12 protein-coding genes are annotated in these 18,134 nt (G+C 72.3%); 10 read left to right on the top strand and 2 right to left on the bottom strand.

The features are described from left to right. Window positions 1–27: 27 nt before the first annotated feature. Together ACFO3Q_RS01705 and ACFO3Q_RS01700 are read left to right on the top strand one after the other, a co-directional pair. Entirely contained in the window at window positions 28–1,467 is a 1,440-nt protein-coding gene (locus ACFO3Q_RS01705; RefSeq protein WP_377002853.1) for an NAD(P)/FAD-dependent oxidoreductase, read from the top strand. After that, window positions 1,464–2,459, top strand: coding sequence for a chorismate transformation FkbO/Hyg5 family protein (locus tag ACFO3Q_RS01700; protein WP_377002852.1), 996 nt, complete (start codon window positions 1,464–1,466; stop codon window positions 2,457–2,459). The genes ACFO3Q_RS01705 and ACFO3Q_RS01700 overlap by 4 nt, the downstream gene beginning before the upstream one ends. A 1,112-nt stretch (window positions 2,460–3,571) precedes the next feature. Here ACFO3Q_RS01700 and ACFO3Q_RS01695 read toward each other — a convergent pair. After that, window positions 3,572–5,254: an AMP-binding protein gene (locus ACFO3Q_RS01695; RefSeq protein WP_377002850.1), complete on the bottom strand. Its 1,683-nt coding sequence runs from the start codon at window positions 5,252–5,254 to the stop codon at window positions 3,572–3,574. Window positions 5,255–5,631: 377 nt separating this feature from the next. On the opposite strand from ACFO3Q_RS01695, the gene ACFO3Q_RS01690 reads away from it, so the two are divergent. The 7 genes from ACFO3Q_RS01690 (at window position 5,632) to ACFO3Q_RS01660 (ending at window position 13,529) form a co-directional block, all read left to right on the top strand. Continuing rightward, window positions 5,632–6,744: an S-(hydroxymethyl)glutathione dehydrogenase/class III alcohol dehydrogenase gene (locus ACFO3Q_RS01690; RefSeq protein WP_377002849.1), complete on the top strand. Its 1,113-nt coding sequence runs from the start codon at window positions 5,632–5,634 to the stop codon at window positions 6,742–6,744. A 52-nt stretch (window positions 6,745–6,796) separates the two neighbouring features. Further along, complete coding sequence (gene gfa, locus ACFO3Q_RS01685) at window positions 6,797–7,381, top strand: S-(hydroxymethyl)glutathione synthase (protein WP_377002848.1); 585 nt, start codon at window positions 6,797–6,799, stop codon at window positions 7,379–7,381. 61 nt (window positions 7,382–7,442) lie between these two features. Then, on the top strand, window positions 7,443–9,458 hold the full coding sequence (locus ACFO3Q_RS01680; RefSeq protein ID WP_377002847.1) for a methanol/ethanol family PQQ-dependent dehydrogenase: 2,016 nt from the start codon (window positions 7,443–7,445) through the stop codon (window positions 9,456–9,458). 113 nt (window positions 9,459–9,571) lie between these two features. Continuing rightward, on the top strand, window positions 9,572–11,161 hold the full coding sequence (locus tag ACFO3Q_RS01675) for a quinoprotein dehydrogenase-associated putative ABC transporter substrate-binding protein (protein WP_377002845.1): 1,590 nt from the start codon (window positions 9,572–9,574) through the stop codon (window positions 11,159–11,161). Window positions 11,162–11,225: 64 nt separating this feature from the next. Further along, window positions 11,226–11,789 carry a c-type cytochrome gene (locus ACFO3Q_RS01670; RefSeq protein ID WP_377002844.1) on the top strand — a complete coding sequence of 188 codons (564 nt, stop codon included), beginning with the start codon at window positions 11,226–11,228 and terminating at the stop codon, window positions 11,787–11,789. Between the two features lie 5 nt (window positions 11,790–11,794). Continuing rightward, complete coding sequence (locus ACFO3Q_RS01665; protein WP_377002843.1) at window positions 11,795–12,826, top strand: beta-propeller fold lactonase family protein; 1,032 nt, start codon at window positions 11,795–11,797, stop codon at window positions 12,824–12,826. 13 nt (window positions 12,827–12,839) lie between these two features. Beyond that, window positions 12,840–13,529 (top strand): response regulator, encoded by a 690-nt coding sequence (locus tag ACFO3Q_RS01660; RefSeq protein ID WP_377002842.1) that lies wholly within the window; start codon window positions 12,840–12,842, stop codon window positions 13,527–13,529. Window positions 13,530–13,849: 320 nt separating this feature from the next. Here ACFO3Q_RS01660 and ACFO3Q_RS01655 read toward each other — a convergent pair whose 3' ends face one another. Then, window positions 13,850–15,220: a sensor histidine kinase gene (locus ACFO3Q_RS01655; RefSeq protein WP_377002841.1), complete on the bottom strand. Its 1,371-nt coding sequence runs from the start codon at window positions 15,218–15,220 to the stop codon at window positions 13,850–13,852. 86 nt (window positions 15,221–15,306) lie between these two features. Between ACFO3Q_RS01655 and ACFO3Q_RS01650 the strand changes: the two genes are divergently transcribed. Then, window positions 15,307–17,604: a TonB-dependent receptor family protein gene (locus tag ACFO3Q_RS01650; protein ID WP_377002840.1), complete on the top strand. Its 2,298-nt coding sequence runs from the start codon at window positions 15,307–15,309 to the stop codon at window positions 17,602–17,604. Window positions 17,605–18,134 lie beyond the last annotated feature (530 nt).

Here is an 18,134-nt window from a genome sequence, read left to right as displayed (position 1 = left end):
GCCGGCCAGAGGGCGGCGGAGTGTATCATGCGCGATGCCCTCGCCCGGGCCATGGAACGACCTCTGACGCCCGTGCACGACGCCCCGTCCGCCCTCCCCTCCGCCTCCGACGCGACCGCCGCCGCCGCACCCCGGCCCGGTGCCGCGGCCGTGGAGACGACGGACGTGCTGGTCGTCGGCGGCGGGCCCGGCGGCAGCACGGTGGCGACGCTCCTGGCGCGCCGCGGCTGGCGCGTGGTCCTGCTGGAGAAGGCGCGGCATCCGCGCTTCCACATCGGCGAGTCGCTGCTGCCGATGAACATGCCGATCCTGAAGCGGCTCGGCGTGTACGAGCAGGTCGCCGCCATCGGCGTGCGCAAGCTCGGCGCCGACTTCCCGCTGGACGCCACCCGCTACAACACCTTCCGCTTCTCCCGCGCGCTCGACCCCAAGGCCGACCACGCCTTCCAGGTGCGGCGCGCCGACTTCGACCAGTTGCTGTTCGCGCACGCGCGCGGGGCCGGCGTCGACGCGCGCGAGGGCGTGCGCGTCCTGCGCGTGGCGCTGCCCGCCGCCGAGGACGGCACCGCGACGGTGGACGCGGTGGGCGAGGACGGCACGGCGCTGCGCTTCGAGGCCCGCCACGTGGTGGACGCCAGCGGCCGCGACGCCTTCCTGGGCGGCAAGCTGGGGCTCAAGCGCAAGAACCCCGTGCACCAGTCGGCGGCGGTGTTCAGCCACTACCGCGGCGTCGCGCGCCGGCCGGGCGAGGACGCCGGCAACATCACCGTGCAGCGCTTCGAGCACGGCTGGATGTGGCTGATCCCGCTGCCCGACGACGTCATGAGCGTGGGCGCGGTGTGCTATCCCGAATACCTCAAGACCCGCCGCGGCGATACCGAGGGCTTCCTGCAGCGCACGCTGGAGTCGGTCCCCGCGGTCGCCGCGCGCATGGCCGGGGCCGAGCGGGTCGCGCCGGTGCACGTCACCGGCAACTACTCCTATACCTGTACGCGCATGACCGGCCCCGGCTGGACCCTGGTCGGCGACGCCTATGCCTTCCTCGACCCGATCTTCTCGTCCGGCGTGTTCCTCGCCATGCACGGGGCGGAGCGCGCCGCCGACCTGGTCGACGCCAGCCTGCGCGCGCCGGCGACGGCACCGCGCCTGCGGCGGCGCTTCGAGCGCGACCTGAAGCGCGGGCTCGACGAGTTCAGCTGGTTCATCACGCGCTTCAACGCGCCGGCCGTGCGCGAGCTGTTCCGCAAGCCGCGCAACGCCTGGCAGATCGAGCAGGCGGTCATCGCCATGCTCGCCGGCGACGTGTTCGACGCACCGCGCGTGCGCCGCCGCCTGCGTGCCTTCCGCGTGCTCTACGGGATCACCGCGCTCGGCCGGCTGCGCGAGTCGTTCGGCAACTGGCGCCGCCGCCGGCGCCAGCGCACGGTCGAGATCGTCGACGAGACGCTGCAGCGGGACGGCTCGTGAGCCGGCCGCTGGGCAGGACCGCGCCGGCGCCGTCCGCGCTGCGCGTCGGCTACGAGGACGCTGCGGCCGAACACCTGCTGGCGGACCCCCGGGTGCTGGCGGTGATCGGCTTCGCCGGGACGCCCGCGCGCCACGCCGACCCGCGCCGCCTCGACGTCGGCCTGCGCCCGCTGGCCGGGCCGGCGCCGGTCGAGGTCTGGCGCAGCGCCGGCACCGTGGAGGTGGCGCGGCACGACGGCCACGCCTACGCCCACGACGGCCGGCTCGCCTTCGTCGCCTTCGAGGTCGTCGAGGGCGAGGCCGGGATCGGTGCCGCGGCGCGCGAGGCCTACGCCCGGCTGGGGGCCTTCCTGCAGGGCACGCCCTACCGCCACCCGCTGCGCATCTGGAACTACTTCGACGACATCACCCTCGGCGAGGGCGACGACGAGCGCTACCGGCACTTCTGCGTCGGTCGTGCGCAGGGGCTGGGCGAGGTGCCGCGGCAGTTCGCCGCCGCCACCGGGATCGGCTGCCAGCGCCCGGCGGGGCCGGACAGCGTGCTGCAGGTCTACGCGCTGTGCGCGCGCGAGGCCGGCACCGCGATCGAGAACCCGCGCCAAGTCAGCGCCTACCGCTATCCGCGGCAGTACGGCCCGCAGCCCCCCAGCTTCGCCCGCGCCATGCACGCCGCGGGCCTGCCGCTGATGCTCTCCGGCACGGCCAGCATCGTGGGCCACGAGACCGTGCACGCCGGCGACGTCGCCGCCCAGCTGGGCGAGACCCTGCTCAACCTCGACAGCCTGGTGCAGGCGGCGGCCGCCGCCGATCCCGCCCATCCGCCGCGGCTCGGCGCCGAGGCCGTGCTCAAGGCCTACGTCCGGCACCCGGAAACCGCGCCGCAGATCGCCGGCATCCTCGCCGAGCGCCTCCCCCAGACCCCCGTGCTCCTGCTCGCCGCCGACATCTGCCGCCGCGACCTGCTGCTGGAGATCGACGGGTTCGCGGCCTGAGGAGTGAGTTGGGAGGAGTGAGAAACGAGGGGCGGGCGGTCGCGGCGCTCTCTCGTCCACTTCCGTCGCAGCCAGCTCCTTCCCCCGCGCCTGAGGGGGAAGGTGGGGATGGGGGTGAAGCGCGCGGAGCGTGCTGCTTTGGCAGTGAAGAGGAGCGAGGCGCGGTACCGCGCAGCCGGGCTGTGTCGCTTCCGCTTCGGATGTCCCACTCCCGCTGAAAAGCGCCCCCACCCCAACCCTCCCCCGCTGTGCGGGGGAGGGGGCTGGCGGTGCTGCGTAGGGTGTGTCACGAGGCACGGTGGGGAAAGAGCGACAACGCGGGTAGAGCGCGCGACCTCCCGCCGTACGCGTCCCGCTCCTTCCCCCGCCTGCGGGGGAAGGCTGGGATGGGGGTGAGCGCGCGGAGCGTGCTGCTTTGGAAGTGAAGAGGAGCGAGGCGCGGTACCGCGCAGCCGGGCTGTGTCGCTTCCGCTTCGGATGTCCCACTCCCGCTGAAAAGCGCCCCCACCCCAACCCTCCCCCGCTGTGCGGGGGAGGGGGCTGCCGGTGCTGCGTAGGGTGTTGACGAGGCGCGGTGGGGAAGAGCGACAACGCGGGTAGAGCGCGCGACCTCCCGCCGTACGCGACCCGCTCCTTCCCCCGCCTGCGGGGGAAGGCTGGGATGGGGGTGAGCGCGCGCCGCGCGCTGCTTTGGAAGTGAAGAGGAGCGAGGCGCGGTACCGCGTAGCCGGGTTGTGTCGCTTCCGCTTCGGACGTCCCACTCCCGCTGAAAAGCGCCCCCACCCCAACCCTCCCCCGCTGTCCGCGGGGGAGGGGGCTGCCGGTGCTGCGTAGGGTGTGTCACGAGGCGCGGTGGGGAAGAGCGACAAGGCGGGTAGAGAGCACAACCTCCCGCCGCGCGCGACCTGCTCCTTCCCCCGCCTGCGGGGGAAGGCGGGGATGGGGGTGAAGCGCGCGCAGCGCGCTGCTCGTCGACTTCCGGTCGCTTGCGCCTCGCCGACAAGCGCCCCCACCCCAGCCCTCCCCCGCTGTGCGGGGGGGAGGGAGCTGGCCGAGACGTGGTTGGGAGGTGGGAAACGAGGGACGGCAGTCGGGCCGTCCTCGCTCGTTTCTCACTCCTGATCCTTCACTCCTCGCTCCCCGGCCATCGCCTCGCGCATGAGGTACTTCTGGACCTTGCCGGTGACGGTCATGGGGAAGGCGTCGACGAAGCGGACGTAGCGGGGGATCTTGTAGTGGGCGATGCGGCCGCGGCAGTAGGCGCGGACGCCCTCGGCGTCGAGGGCCGCGCCCTCGCGCAGGCGGATCCAGGCGCAGACTTCCTCGCCGAACTTCGCGTCCGGCACGCCGAACACCTGCACGTCGGCGATGTCGGGGTGGGTGTAGAGGAACTCCTCGATCTCGCGCGGGTACACGTTCTCGCCGCCGCGGATGAGCATGTCCTTGAGGCGGCCGACGATGCGGCAGTAGCCGTCGGCGTCCAGGGTGGCGAGGTCGCCGGTGTGCATCCAGCCCTCGGCGTCGAGGGCCTCGGCGGTGCGCTCGGGGTCGTTCCAGTAGCCGCGCATCACCGAGTAGCCGCGGGTCTGCAGCTCGCCGGTCTCGCCGCGCGGCACCACCTTGCCCTCGCCGTCGACGATGCGCACCTCGACGTGGGGGTGTACGCGGCCGACCGAGTCCACGCGCCGGTCGAGCGGGTCGTCGGGGGTGGTCTGGAAGCTGACGGGGCTGGTCTCGGTCATGCCGTAGGCGATGGTGACCTCGGCCATGTGCATGCGGTCGACGACCTGCTTCATCACCTCCACCGGGCAGGGCGAGCCGGCCATGATCCCGGTGCGCAGCGAGGACAGGTCGAACTCGCCGAAGCGCGGGTGCTCGAGCTCGGCGATGAACATGGTCGGTACGCCGTGCAGGCCGGTGCAGCGTTCCTCGGCGACGGTCTCCAGGGTCGCCAGCGGGTCGAAGCCCTCGCCGGGGATCACCATGCAGGCGCCGTGGGTCACGCAGGCGAGGTTGCCCAGGACCATGCCGAAGCAGTGGTAGAAGGGCACCGGGATGCACAGCCGGTCGTCCGGCGTCAGGCGCATGGCCTCGCCCACGAACCAGCCGTTGTTGAGGATGTTGCGGTGGGTCAGGGTGGCGCCCTTGGGGGAGCCGGTGGTGCCCGAGGTGAACTGGATGTTGACCGGGTCGTCCGGCGCCAGGCCCGCGGCGGTGCGCGCCAGCAGGGCGTGCGCGGCGGGGTCTTCGCAGGCGGCGATGGCGTCGAAGTCGAAGGTGCCCGGGACCGGCGCGCCGGGCCCCAGCACGACGACCTCGCGCAGCGCCGGCAGGCGTTCCGCGGCCAGCGCGCCGGGCGCGGCGCTATCGAGCTCGGGCGCCAGCTCGCGCAGCAGGCCGAGGTAGTCCGAGGTCTTGAAGCGCCGCGCGAGCACCAGCGCACGGCAGCCGACCTTGGTCAGCGCGTAGGCCAGCTCGTGGGTGCGGTAGGCGGGGTTGATGTTGACCAGGATCAGGCCGGTGCGGGCGGTGGCGAACTGCATCAGCACCCATTCCGCGCGGTTCGGCGCCCAGATGCCGATGCGGTCGCCGGGTTCCAGCCCCAGGGCGAGCAGGCCGGCCGCGAGGCGGTTCACGGCGGCGTCGAAGGCCGCGTAGTCCAGGCGCACGCCCTGTTCGCGCACCACCAGGGCGGGCCGTTGCGGATGGGCGGCGGCGATGCGGGCGAGCATCGCGCCGATCGTCTCGTCGAGCAGGGCGACGCTGCGGTCGCCGGTCACGTGGCTGGGCGTCATCGGTCGCGGGAGAGCGGGGGACCCCGAGGATAAACGCGTCGCGCGCGACGGCGCGAACCCCGGCCCCGGCCGCGGCCGCGGGCCTATCGCCACGCGGCGGTGTGACACCGGCTGTGCCGTTTCCGTGACAGCGACTGTCACGCCGGCGTGACAGTCGCGGGCGGCGCGCCGATGCCGCGGCGCAGCAGCCTGCGGGCACCTGCGCCGGTGCCGCCGGCGGTGCGCCGCAGCATCGTCCTCGTTGGCACGACCCGTGCTGAAGGAACCGCATGCACCGGCGATGCGGCGGGCGCCGCGCCACCGGACCACGGGGCCCACACGGAGACGGCGATGCAGCGAGGCGCGGGGCAGGGCGAAGGCAGGGCGGAGGGCGGAGCATGAAGTCGCGCGCCGCGGTGGCCTGGGAGGCGGGCAGGCCGCTGTCCGTCGAGGAGGTGGACGTCGAGGGCCCGCGCGAGGGCGAGGTGCTGGTGCAGATCGTCGCCACCGGCGTCTGCCACACCGATGCCTTCACCCTCTCGGGCGCGGACCCGGAGGGCCTGTTCCCGGTGATCCTGGGGCACGAGGGCGGCGGCATCGTCCGCGAGGTCGGCAAGGGCGTGATGTGCGTCAAGCCCGGCGACCACGTCATCCCGCTGTACACGCCCGAATGCGGCACCTGCAAGTTCTGCCTGTCGGGCAAGACCAACCTCTGCCAGGCGATCCGCGCCACCCAGGGCCAGGGCCTGATGCCCGACGGCACCTCGCGCTTCTCCAGCGGCGGCCGCCGGATCCTGCACTACATGGGCTGCAGCACCTTCTCGGAGTACACGGTGCTGCCGGAGATCGCGGTGGCCCGGATCAATCCCGCCGCGCCGCTGGACAAGGTCTGCCTGCTGGGCTGCGGCATCACCACCGGCATCGGCGCGGTGCTCAACACCGCCAAGGTCGAGCCGGGCGCCTCGGTGGCGGTGTTCGGCCTCGGCGGCATCGGCCTGTCGGTGGTGCAGGGCGCGGTGATGGCGCAGGCCGGCCGCATCGTCGTGATCGACACCAACCCGGCCAAGTTCGAGATGGCGCGGATGCTCGGCGCCACCGACTTCGTGAACCCGAAGGACCATCCCGACACGCCGATCCAGCAGGTCGTCGTCGAGCTCACCGACGGCGGCGTGGACTACTCCTTCGAGTGCATCGGCAACGTCGGGGTGATGCGCGCGGCGCTGGAGTGCTGCCACAAGGGCTGGGGCGAGTCCGTGATCATCGGCGTCGCCGGCGCGGGCCAGGAGATCAGCACGCGCCCGTTCCAGCTGGTGACCGGCCGGGTCTGGCGCGGCTCCGCGTTCGGCGGGGTCAAGGGCCGTTCGCAGCTGCCCGGCTACGTCGACCGCTACCTCGCCGGCGAGATCAACATCGACGACATGGTCACCGAGGTGCTTCCCCTCGAGCGGATCAACCACGCCTTCGACCTCATGCACGAGGGGAAGGTCATCCGTTCCGTCATCAGGTTTTAGCGGCCGGACATGCCCGTCCCCGCATCCACCCCACGCTCACGGAGACGCAGAGATGGCTGACCCAGTACGGCTCCACCCCGCGATCGACCACGGCATCCGCCCCGGCGACGAGGCCTTCGCCGGCGGCACCCTCCGCTGCCATTGCGACAGCGAGAAGGTGGAGGTGCGCATCGACGGCCAGGTCGCGCACAACCACGCCTGCGGCTGCACCAGGTGCTGGAAGCCCGAGGGCGCCCTGTTCTCGGTGGTCGCGGTGGTTCCGCGCGACAGGGTCCACGTCGTCGCGCACGAGGAGAAGCTCGCGGTCGTCGACGAGGCCGCGACCATCCGGCGCCACGCCTGCACCGCGTGCGGTGTGCACATGTTCGGCCGCATCGAGGACACCGGGCATCCCTTCCACGGCCTCGACTTCGTGCACGTGGAGCTGTCCGACGAGCCGGGCTGGCAGGCGCCGCAGTTCGCGGCGTTCGTGTCCTCGATCATCGAGTCCGGCGCCGACCCGGCGCGGATGGACGCGGTCCGCGCGCGCCTGCGCGAGCTCGGCATCGAGCCCTACGACTGCCTGTCGCCGCCGCTGATGGACGCCATCGCCACGCACGTGGCGAGGACCTCCGGCGTCCTCAGGACCGCCGCCTGATTCCCACCCACCACCGCACACGACAACGAGCCGCCGCAGGCGGCCAGAGGGAGGAGAACCCATGAACCGCATCACGCGACGCGACATCTTCCGCGTCTCCGCACTCACCGCGGCGCTCGCGCTGGCCGTCACAGGCTGCAACGTCGACGCGACCGCGACGCCGAACGTCCAGCAGCAGGCCGGGACGCCCGCCGCGCAGACGGCCCAGAACCAGCCGGCCAGCAGCACCGCGCGCACGGTCGACAGCGACCAGGAGTTCCAGCGCATCGCCGCCGACGCGGACAACTGGGGCGGCATCGGCCGCGACTTCGCACTGACCCGGCACAGCCCGCTGAGCGGCATCAACCGCGACAACGTGCGCGACCTCAGGATGTCGTGGGAGATGAAGACCAACGCCACCCGCGGCCACGAGGGCCAGCCGCTGGTGATCGACGACCGCATGTACTTCGTCAGCGCCTACCCGAACCACGTGTACGCGGTCGACCTGTCCGAGCCCGACAACGGCAAGGTGCTGTGGCACTACACCCCGGAGCAGGACGAGCGCTCGGTGGCGGTGGCCTGCTGCGACACCGTCAACCGCGGTGCCTCCTACGGCGACGGCAAGATCGTCTTCGGCAGCCTGAGCGGCGACATCATCGCGCTCGACGCGGAGACCGGCCGCGAGGTCTGGAAGAAGAAGCTCGCCCATCCCGACCAGGGCGAGACGGTGACCATGGCGCCGATCATCGCCAACGGCAAGGTGGTCGCCGGCATCAGCGGCAACGAGTTCGGCGTGCTCGGACGCGTGGTGGCCTACAACCTCGCCGACGGCAGCGAGGTATGGAACTGCGCGGCCGCGGGCAGCGACCAGGACCTCTGCCTGGGCGCGGACTTCAACAAGGCCAACCCCCACTTCGGCCAACTGGGCGACCTCGGCATCAAGTCCTTCCCGGGCGAGGAGTGGAAGCGCGGCGGCGGTGCGGCCTGGGGCTGGTACAGCTACGACCCCGACCTGAAGCTGGTCTACTACGGGACCGGAAACCCCGGCCTGTGGAGCCCGTCCTACCGCTGCGGTGCCGACACCCACGAGGAGTGCAACAACGGCGAGTGGGACAACAAGTGGTCCATGACCACCTTCGCCCGCAACATCGATACCGGCGAGGCGGTCTGGGGCTACCAGAAGACCCCGTTCGACCAGTGGGACTACGACGGCGTCAACGAGCCGATCCTGGTCGACCTGACGATCGACGGGCGGCAGGTGCCGGCCCTGGTGCAGTTCGACCGCAATGGCTTCGTCTACGTGCACGACCGCCGGGACGGCACCCTGCTGCGCACCCACAAGTACGTCAACGTGAACTGGGCCGAGCGGGTCGACATGGAGACCGGGCGCCCGGTCAAGGTCGCGGCGCACTCGCCGTTCGAGCGCGGCAAGAACGTGTCGGTCTCGCCGTCGGCGATGGGCGGCAAGGATCAGCAGCCGTGCTCGGTCGATCCGGCCGAGCCGCAGGTGTTCTTCTGCGGCACCAACAACTGGTACATGGAGCTCGAGCCGCAGGAGCGGGGCAACACCATGCTCGGCCTGCCTTACGTCTTCGCCAACGTCATGATGAAGCCCGAGAAGCCCGGCGCACTCGGCATCGTCAAGGCCTTCGACGTGCTGACCGGGCAGTCGAAGTGGGAGATCGAGGAGGCCTACCCGGTGTGGAGCGGCACCCTCGTGACCGACGGCGGCCTCGTGTTCTACGGCACGCTCGACGGTTGGTTCCGCGCCGTCGACAAGGAGACCGGCGAGAAGCTGTGGGAGACCAAGCTGCCGTCCGGCGTCATCGGCAACGCCATCGCCTACCGCGCCAACGGCAACGAGTACATCTCGGTGTTCTCGGGCATCGGCGGCTGGATCGGCCTGCCGGTGACGGCCGGGCTCGATCCCTCGGATCCCTATGGCGCGCTCGGTGCCGCCGGCCTGGCGTTCAGCAACAACTTCCAGGACATCCCGCTGGGCGGCATGGTGCACACCTTCCGCATCGGCGGTGCCGGGCGCACGATCGAGCCGCCTGCGGTCGCCAGCAACCCGACGGCGCACGGGGCCGGTCACTGATGCGGCGCGCAGCGATGGACAGTGTGCGTGGGCCGATGCGCGGCGCGGGGAATCCTGGCTCCCCCGCCGTTCCCCACCGCCACGGCGCGCTTGCGCCGTGGCGGTGCGTTTCTGTGGCGGCCGTGGCTGCGGTGGCCCTCGCCGCGGGCTGCGCGCCGGCGGCCGGCGAGGAGGAAGCCGCCGGCGCGGACGACGGTGCGGTCCTGCGCGTGTGTGCCGACCCCGGCAACATGCCGCTGTCCAACCGCGCCGGCGAGGGCTTCCAGAACCGCATCGCCGAGGTGCTCGCCGAGAGCATGGGCCGGCGCCTGGAGTACCACTGGCACACCTATTACCAGCGCGGCCTGGCGCGCAGCACCATCAACGCCGGTCGCTGCGACGTGCTCATGGACATGAGCACCGACTTCGAGATGGGCCTCGTCACCAGGCCGGTCTACCGCTCGACCTATGTGCTGGTCAGCGGCGACATGGCGCTGAAGCCCGAATCGCTCGACGACCCGGCACTCAAGGGCATTCGCCTCGGCGTGTTCCAGAGCTCGCAGGCGCGGCAGGCGCTGCGGGACCACGGTGTGCGCGGCACCGAGGTGCAGTACCTCTTCTACGATTCCTCGCTGCAGCCCGAGGAGCATCCCGCCAAGCTGGTCGAAGGCGTCATCGAGGGCCGCCTCGACGCCGCCGAGGCCTGGGGTCCGACCGCGGGCTACTACGCCAGCCGGCACGGCCTGACCATCCATCCGCTCAACACCATCGACGACGAGGTGCTCGAGTATCCGGTGGCGCTGGCGGTCGCGCGCCGCAACCGCGCGCTCCGCGACGAGCTCGACGCTGCGCTGGAGGCCAGCAGCGAGCGCATCCGCGCCATCCTCGACGAGTACGCGGTACCGCTGGTGGAGTGCGAGGACTGCATCGTCTCCGGGCCACTGCCGTCGCACGGGCCCTATCCCGAGCCGGCGCAGACCCATTTCGACCCGGTGGCGCCCGCGGAGAGCCTGGCCGACCTCCAGCGGCGCCTGGCCGCGGGCAGCGACCGCAACGAGGAGCTGCAGCACGCGCTGGTCGGCGACGACATCGGCCGCATCGAGTTCCTGCTCGGGCAGGGCGCCGACGTCGACGCCGTGGGTCCGCAGGGCGAGACCGCACTGCATCTGGCCGTGCGCGGGCGCCAGCCCGCGATCCTGGCGCGGGTGCTGGCGGAGGAGCCCGACCTGGAGGCGCGCAACCGGTCGGGGTGGACGCCGCTGATGCTGGCGGTCTGGAGCGACCAGACCGACGCGGTCGCCACCCTTCTGGCCGCCGGTGCCGGCGTGGATGTCGCGGCCGGGGACGGCTGGAGCCCACTCGCGCTCGCCATCACCTATGGCGATGAGGACATGGTGCGCCAGCTGATCGAGGCCGGCGCCGATCCGAACGGCACCAACCCCTCCGGTTTCACGCCGGTGATGTTCGCGGTGAGCAGGAAGCAGCCGGAGCTGCTCGAGGCCCTGGTCGCGCGCGGCGCGGACGTGAACCGCACGAACGCGGCCGGGATCACGCCCCTGATGCTCGCCGCGGCGGTGGGCGAGGAGGCCCTGGTCCGCACCCTGCTCGAGGCAGGGGCGGACCGCGACGCGCGCGAGGGCGAGGGCCGCACCGCGGCCGCCATCGCGCGCGGGGCCGGCCACGAGGCGCTCGCCGCCGAAATCGAGGGCCCTGCCCGCCCCTGAACCGCGTTTCGATCCCCCGCTGCCGCCAGCGGGCTCCTTACCCCAGCAAGGATTTCCCGACCCCATGATGTATCGCCAGCACAAGATCCTCGGTCAGATCCCGAAGCGCCTGCTCGCCTCCCTTCTGTTCTGCGGGCTGGTCGGCTGCGGGCAGATGGAATCCCAGGCGGCCCCTGCGGCCGCCGCCGAGCCGGCCCCCGTCGCATCGGCACCGGCACCGACGAGCGCACCGGCGCCCGCAGCCGAGGCTGCGGTTCCCGAAGCCGCCGAGACCCCGAGCCTGCCCGAGGGCGGTCCGGTCGAGGTGACGCCAGAGCTGGTCGAGGCCGGCAGGAAGATCTACTTCTCCGCCGGTTGCAACGCCTGCCACGGCGGCACCGGCGGCGGCGGCATGTGCCCGCCGCTGACCAACGACATCTGGATCTACGGCGACAGCGACGACGTGCTGCGCGTGATCATCAGCGAAGGCACCGCCGGGATGGTCAAGTACGGCCTGCCGCGCATCGGCCAGGAGCGCGTGGTCGGGCAGATGCCGCCGTTCGACGCGGTGCTGCAGGAAGGCGACGTCGACAAGCTGGTGGCCTTCATCCGCTCGGTGCACGCAGACAAGGGAGAGAGCGCGAAATGATGGGGATGCCGTCGATGTCCATCCGTCCGCACTGGCGCACGGTCGCGGTCGCGGTCGCGGCGGTGGTCCTGCTCGCCGCCTGCGGTCGCGAGCAGTCTGCAGTGTCCACCGCCGTCGCCGCCGACGTCGCGCCGGCATCGGCGGCCGTGCACGCCTACGTGCCCAACCAGCGCAGCGGAACGATCTCGATCATCGACACCGGCAGCGACAGCGTGGTGCGCACGCTGTCCGGCGGCGGGCTGGGCAACCGGATCCAGCAGATCATGGTCGCGCCGGGCGGAGACAGCCTGCTCGTGGTCGATGCCGCGGCGCATCGCCTGGTCGAGCTCGACATCGCCAGCGACCGGATCCGGCGCAGCGTGGACATCGGCGAGAACGCCGAGGGTGTCACCGCCTCGCCATCGGGCGAACAGTTGGCCGTCTGCGTCGAGGGCGAGAACGAGGTGATGCTGATCGACGAGGCCAGCTTCGAGATCGGCGCCCACATCCCCACCCAGGGGCGTGCGCCCGAGCACTGCGTGTACACGCCGGACGGCCGCTTCCTGCTGACCAGCAACGAGGCATCCAGCGATCTGGACGTGATCGACGTGGCCAGCGCGACCTCGGTGGGCCTGATCGAGGTCAGTGGGCACCCGCGCGGCATGGCCTTCGCACCCGACGGCAACATCGTCTACGTCGCGCAGGAGTCGGCCGATGTGGTCGACGTGGTGGACCTCGCGCAGCGATCGCGGGTGGCCAGCATTCCCGCCGGCCTGCGCACCGCGGGTCTCGCCCTGTCGCCCGACGGCAGCCGGCTCTATGCCTCCAACGGCGGTGCGCATTCGGTGACGGTCATCGACACCGCGAGCCGCCAGCCGATCGGCGAGATCCCGGTCGGGCAGCGCCCCTGGAACCCGGCGTTGACCCCGGACGGCGCCAAGCTCTATGTCGCCAACGGGCGCTCCAACAGCGTCAGCGTGATCGACACCGAGACGATGCAGGAGATCGCGCAGATCCCGGTCGGCGAGATGCCGTGGGGCGTGATCATCCCGCACTGAAGGCACTGCACCCATGCGCACCTGGAGCACCACGCCGGAAGCGAGTCCCGCCACGCGGGGAACCGTCGTGGGGCTGCTGCGCATCGCCCTGGCGGACGACCACGCCGTGGTCCGCAACGGCTACCGGCGGCTGCTCGAGCTCGAGGACGACATGCAGGTGGTGGCCGAGTTCGGCGACGGCGAAAGTGCCTACCACTGGTTCGCACGGCACGATGCCGACGTCCTGGTGCTGGACCTGTCGATGCCCGGCCGCAGCGGGCTCGACATCCTGCAGCGCATGAACCAGCGTGGCCCGGGCCCGCGCGTGCTGGTGTTCACCATGCACGAGAGCGCCGCCCTGGCGGCGCGCGCGCTGGCGCTGGGTGCGCACGGCTACGTGACCAAGAGCAGCGCCCCGGAGGTGCTGGTCGATGCGGTGCGCCGCGTCGGCCGCGGCGAGGCGCTGGTGCCGCCGGAGCTGGCCGCGGGCGTGCGCGACGGCCCGCCGCACCGCGCGTTGTCGCCGCGCGAGTTCGAGGTCTTCCTGCTGCTGGCGGAGGGCGAGAGCGTCGAGCGAATCGCCGAGGCGCACCGGCTGAGCGTCAAGACCGTCTCCAACTACCAGACCACCATCCGGCAGAAGACCGGCCTGTCGAGCGCGCTGGAGATGTACCGCTACGCCCTCGAGCACGCCCTCCTCGCGCCGCCGCCGATCTGCGCCTGACGTCGGCGTCGAGGAGTGAGTGAGGAGAAGTGAGAGGAAGGGCGAGGCGGAGCCCGTTGTTTCCCAGTCCTCTCCACGCGCTCCAGCGCGTTCCGCGCTCACCCCCATCCCGGCCTTCCCCCGCAGGCGGGGGAAGGAGCCGGTCGCGCGAGGGTGGAAGACTCGCCCCTCGCCCGTCGTTCTCTGCCACGCCCTATGGAGCCCCGCCGGCGGCCGCGTCAGCTGGGGAGGGTTGAGGAGGGACTTCTGGCGAGGCGCGAGGGATGGGGAGTGGGAAGAGGGGGCGCGGCTGCCCGCCCTCGTTCCTCGTTTCTCCTCGCTCACTCCTCTGCAACCGCCTCCGCAAGCGGGAAGCAGGCGCGGATGCGCAGGCCGCGGCCGGTGTCGGGATCGGCGGGGAGGAAGGCCAGCTCGCCGCCGTGTGCCCAGACCCGTTCGCGCATGCCGACCAGACCGTTGCCGTGGATCGCCTCCTGGCCGTCGGCGCGCAGGCCGACCCCGTCGTCGAGCGCCTCCCAGCGCAGGCGGCCGTCGCCCTCGCGCGCGAGCACGATCCGGACACTGACGGCCTGTGCGTGACGTGCCGCGTTGGTCAGCGCCTCCTGACTGAGCCGGTACAGGGCGAGCGCGAGCGGGGCCGGGAGCGCGTCGACCGCGGCATCGAGGTCGAGCTCCACCGCCATCGGCCGCCCGGCACGGCCGCGCCAGCTGTCGGCGAGCTCCTCGAGCATGCGCCGCAGGGGGACCTGCGCGTCGGTCTCGTGCAGCGCCGGACGCAGGCGCCGCAGGAGGTCGCGCACTTCCAGGCTGGCGCGTTCGCACTGCCGCACCAGTTCGCCGGCGACCGCCTCGAGCGTGGCGTCGCCGCGCACGCGCCGCGCCAGCCAGGTGGCGTCGGCGCGCATCGCGGTGAGCACCTGGCCGAACTCGTCGTGCAGCTCGCGCGCCAGGTGCGCGCGCTCGGCCTCCTGCAGGGTCAGCAGGCGCGCGCTGAGTCCGCGGCGGGCCTCCTGCGCCGCCGCCAGCGCCTGCGCCAGGTGGTTGAGCCCGTCGGCGATGGCGTTCATTTCCTCGCTGCGCCCGCGCGGCGCGCGGCGCGCGTAGTCCTGGCTGCGGTAGCCCTCGATGGCGTGCAGGATGCCGTGCAGCGGCGAGAGCACCTGGCGCACGGTGAGGACGCTGGCGAGCACCACCAGGGTGCCGAAGGCGAGCAGGATGGCAAGCAGGTCGAACAGCGCATCCAGTGCCTCCTGCTGCTCGCTGGCGCGATCGACCGCCATCTCCACCTCGATCCTCCGGCCGTCGCCGCCGCGCAGGGTCCAGTGCACGGACGGCTCGTCGTCCGCGCTGCCGCCGAGCACGGCGAACAGCCACGCCTGCAGGCGCGGCCCGGCCGCGTCCGGCGAGTGCGCCAGCACCGCGCCGGCCTCGTCGCGCAGGATCACGCGCAGGTGGCGCATCTCGCCGGAATCCAGGATCGACTGCACGGCGCGCAGCCGTCGGGGGATCTCGTCGGCGGGGGCGCCATGCAGGCCGCCGAGCGCGTCGAGCAGGCGCGCAGTCTGGCGCGCGCCCTGCGCCTCGTGCTCGACATCGCGGCGCGCCTGCCAGACCGCCAGCGCCAGCGCGACCAGCAGCATCGCCGCGGACAGCACGACGATGCGCGACAGCAGCAGGCGCGACATGCGCATGGCGGCCCCAGGCGATCGGGAATTGTTCCCATGTTAGCAACCGGCCACGGCACCTAGAGTTCGGTCGATCCACGACGAGGCAGCCCATGCGCACCAGTACGCACGCCACGCGGAAACGCCGCTCCCTGCTCGCCATCGCGATGACCAAGGGGCTCCTGCTGTTCGATCTCGCGCCCGCGGCTGCGCAGGGCCAGACGGACAGCATGTCGATCCTGCCGACCGTGACCGTCAGCGGCCTGCTGCCCGAGGAGCTGGATGCGGTGGCCGGCTCCAGCGCCACCGTGGACCGCGGGCAGCTCGAGGCGGAGCGGCCGTACTCGATCCGCGAGGCGCTGCAGGGCGTCCCCGGCGTGCACGTGGTGGCCGAGGACGCCTTCGGGCTCAACCTCAACATCGGCATCCGCGGGCTCGACCCGCGCCGCACCAGTCGCACCCTGATGCTGGAGGACGGGATGCCGGTGCACCTGGCGCCGTACAGCGACCCGACCTCGCACTACCACACGCCGCTGGAGCGGATCGAGCGCATCGAGGTGGTCAAGGGCGCGGGGCAGATCATGCACGGGCCGCAGACCGTGGGCGGCGTGATCAATGTCGTGACCACGCCCGTGCCGCGGACGCCGCTGGCCGAGATCGACCTCGCTGCCGGCACCCGCGACTTCACCCGCGCCAGCGTCGGTGTCGGCAACGGCGGCGAACGGGGCGGCTGGCTGCTTCAGGCCGCCCAGCGCCAGGGCGACGGCAGCCGCGAACACAGCCACCACCGCATCCGCGACCTCGCGCTCAAGGGCGAGGTGGACCTGGGCGAGCGCCAGTCGCTGCGGCTCAAGCTGAACCGCTACGAGGAGGGCTCGAACTTCGGCGAGGCGGGCCTCGACCAGGCCCGCTTCGATGCCGATCCGTTCCAGAACCCCTTTCGCGACGACGTCTTCGAACTCGAGCGCAGCGCGGTGCAGCTGGTGCACGACGTCGCCTTCTCGGACACCGCGCGCCTGGCGACGCAGATCTATTACCAGCGGACCGACCGTGCCTCCTACCGCCAGCTCGATGCCATCGTCGAGGCCGACGTCGACGACGGGGAGGCCGAGAAGGAACGCGAGGAACTGCGCTACGACGGCGTGGGTGCGGACGGCGAGGGCATCGTCGCCGGCTGTCCCGAGGGCATCGACTACGGCGTCCCCGGCGGCTTCGAGGCCTTCGCCCACCTGTGCGGCAACCAGATGCGGCCGCGCGAGTACCGCTTCCACGGCATCGAGCCGCGCCTGGAGGTGGAGCACGTCCTGTTCGGGCTGCGCAGCGAACTGGTCGCCGGCGTGCGCCTGCACCGCGAGCGCATCGAGCGCAGGCGCTACAACGGCGCCTTCCCGACCGCGCGCGAGGACTCCGAGGGTACCGGCCTGCGCGATGCCTTCGACATCGAGACCGACGCCGTCGCCGCCTACCTGCAGAACACCTTCTACGCCGGGAACTGGTCGTTCACCCCGGGCCTGCGCTACGAGCACTACGAGCAGAGCAACCGCGTCACCCACGACGGCTTCGCGCCGGTGCAGCCGGCGGTGGAGACCCGCCAGAGCAACAGCCGGCTGCTGCCCGGCCTCGGCGTGACCTATGCCGGCCTGCGCGACACCACCCTGTTCGCCGGCGTCCACCAGGGCATCGCGCCGCCGCGGCCGGACGCCAACCTCCCGCCGGGCGACGAGGACCTGCAGCAGGTCGACGCCGAGCGCAGCACCAACATCGAGCTCGGCGTGCGCAGCCGGCCCGCGCGCGGCGTGGTGGTGGAGGCGACCCTGTTCGGGATCGACTTCAGGAACCAGATCCTGCCGGGCTACGCGGTCGGCCTGGGCCAGACCTTCGCCAACGCCGGCCGCAGCACCAACCGTGGCGTCGAACTCGCCGGCCGGCTCGACTTCGGCCACATGCGCGGGAGCGCCGGCAACCTCTACCTCGCAGGCAGCTACACCAACCTGTTCACCGCGCGCTTCGACAGCGACCTGATGACCCCGGACTTCGCACCGGGCGAGGACGAGACCGAGGTGTTCACCAACGCCCGGGGCAACCGGTTGCCCTACGCGCCGCGGCAGCTCGTCTCGGCAAGCCTGGGCTACGAGCACGCGCGCTGGAACGCGCGCATCGGCGCGACCCACGTCGGCGCGCAGTACACCGACGCGCTGAACACGGTGGCACCGGCGCCGGACGGGCAGTCCGGGCGCATCCCCGCGTACACGACCCTCAATGCGGCCTTCAGCCTGCACGTCACCGACGGCCTGAGCGTGTACCTGAGCGCGACCAACCTCACCGACCGGACCTATCTCGTCAGCCGCGTCAACGGCGCCTTCGCGGGGCCGCCGCGGCAGGTGTTCGTGGGGGCGCGGATGCGGTTCTAGGGGCCCGGGGCGGCGGAGCGGAGGCTTTCGCTCCCCGGTCTCCGGCGGCGAACAGCGCTGACCGCATTCCAGCCGTCCCCACAGGCGGGGGAACGGCGCCGGTCGCGTAGGCGTGGGCGCGCTCCCCATTGCCCGGCCTGCGAAGCATCGGCAGCGCGGCCCGTGGACGGCGCGGAAGCAGGGGAGGGGCGCTCTTCGGGCGAGAGCGAGGCATGAGGAACGAGACAACGAGGACGCGCCCCGCCGGCACGCGTGCCTCACGCCTCCTCACTCTCTCCTGCGCGGTGCACGATGCGCGCTGCCCGCTGCCCGCTGCCCGCTGCCCGCTGCCCGCGCGCTGGCGCAGTCGGGATGTTTTCCCATGGTCGGACGGCGCGGGCGGGGCTACCGTCGGTACGGGTCCGTGCCTGCGCCCGGCCCCTCTCCTCCTGTGCATCCTCCGGATGCCTCGCCCGCGTCGCCCCGACGCGGGTTTTTTTGCCCGTGCCGGCCGGCCCCGCGATCCGGGAATCGTTCCCATGTCGCAGCGG

The sequence above is a fragment of the Coralloluteibacterium thermophilum genome, from assembly GCF_042654365.1.
Lineage (GTDB): Bacteria > Pseudomonadota > Gammaproteobacteria > Xanthomonadales > Xanthomonadaceae > Coralloluteibacterium > Coralloluteibacterium thermophilum.
Note: the sequence above shows the minus strand (reverse complement) of the source record. Positions and strands in the feature narration are given on the sequence as shown.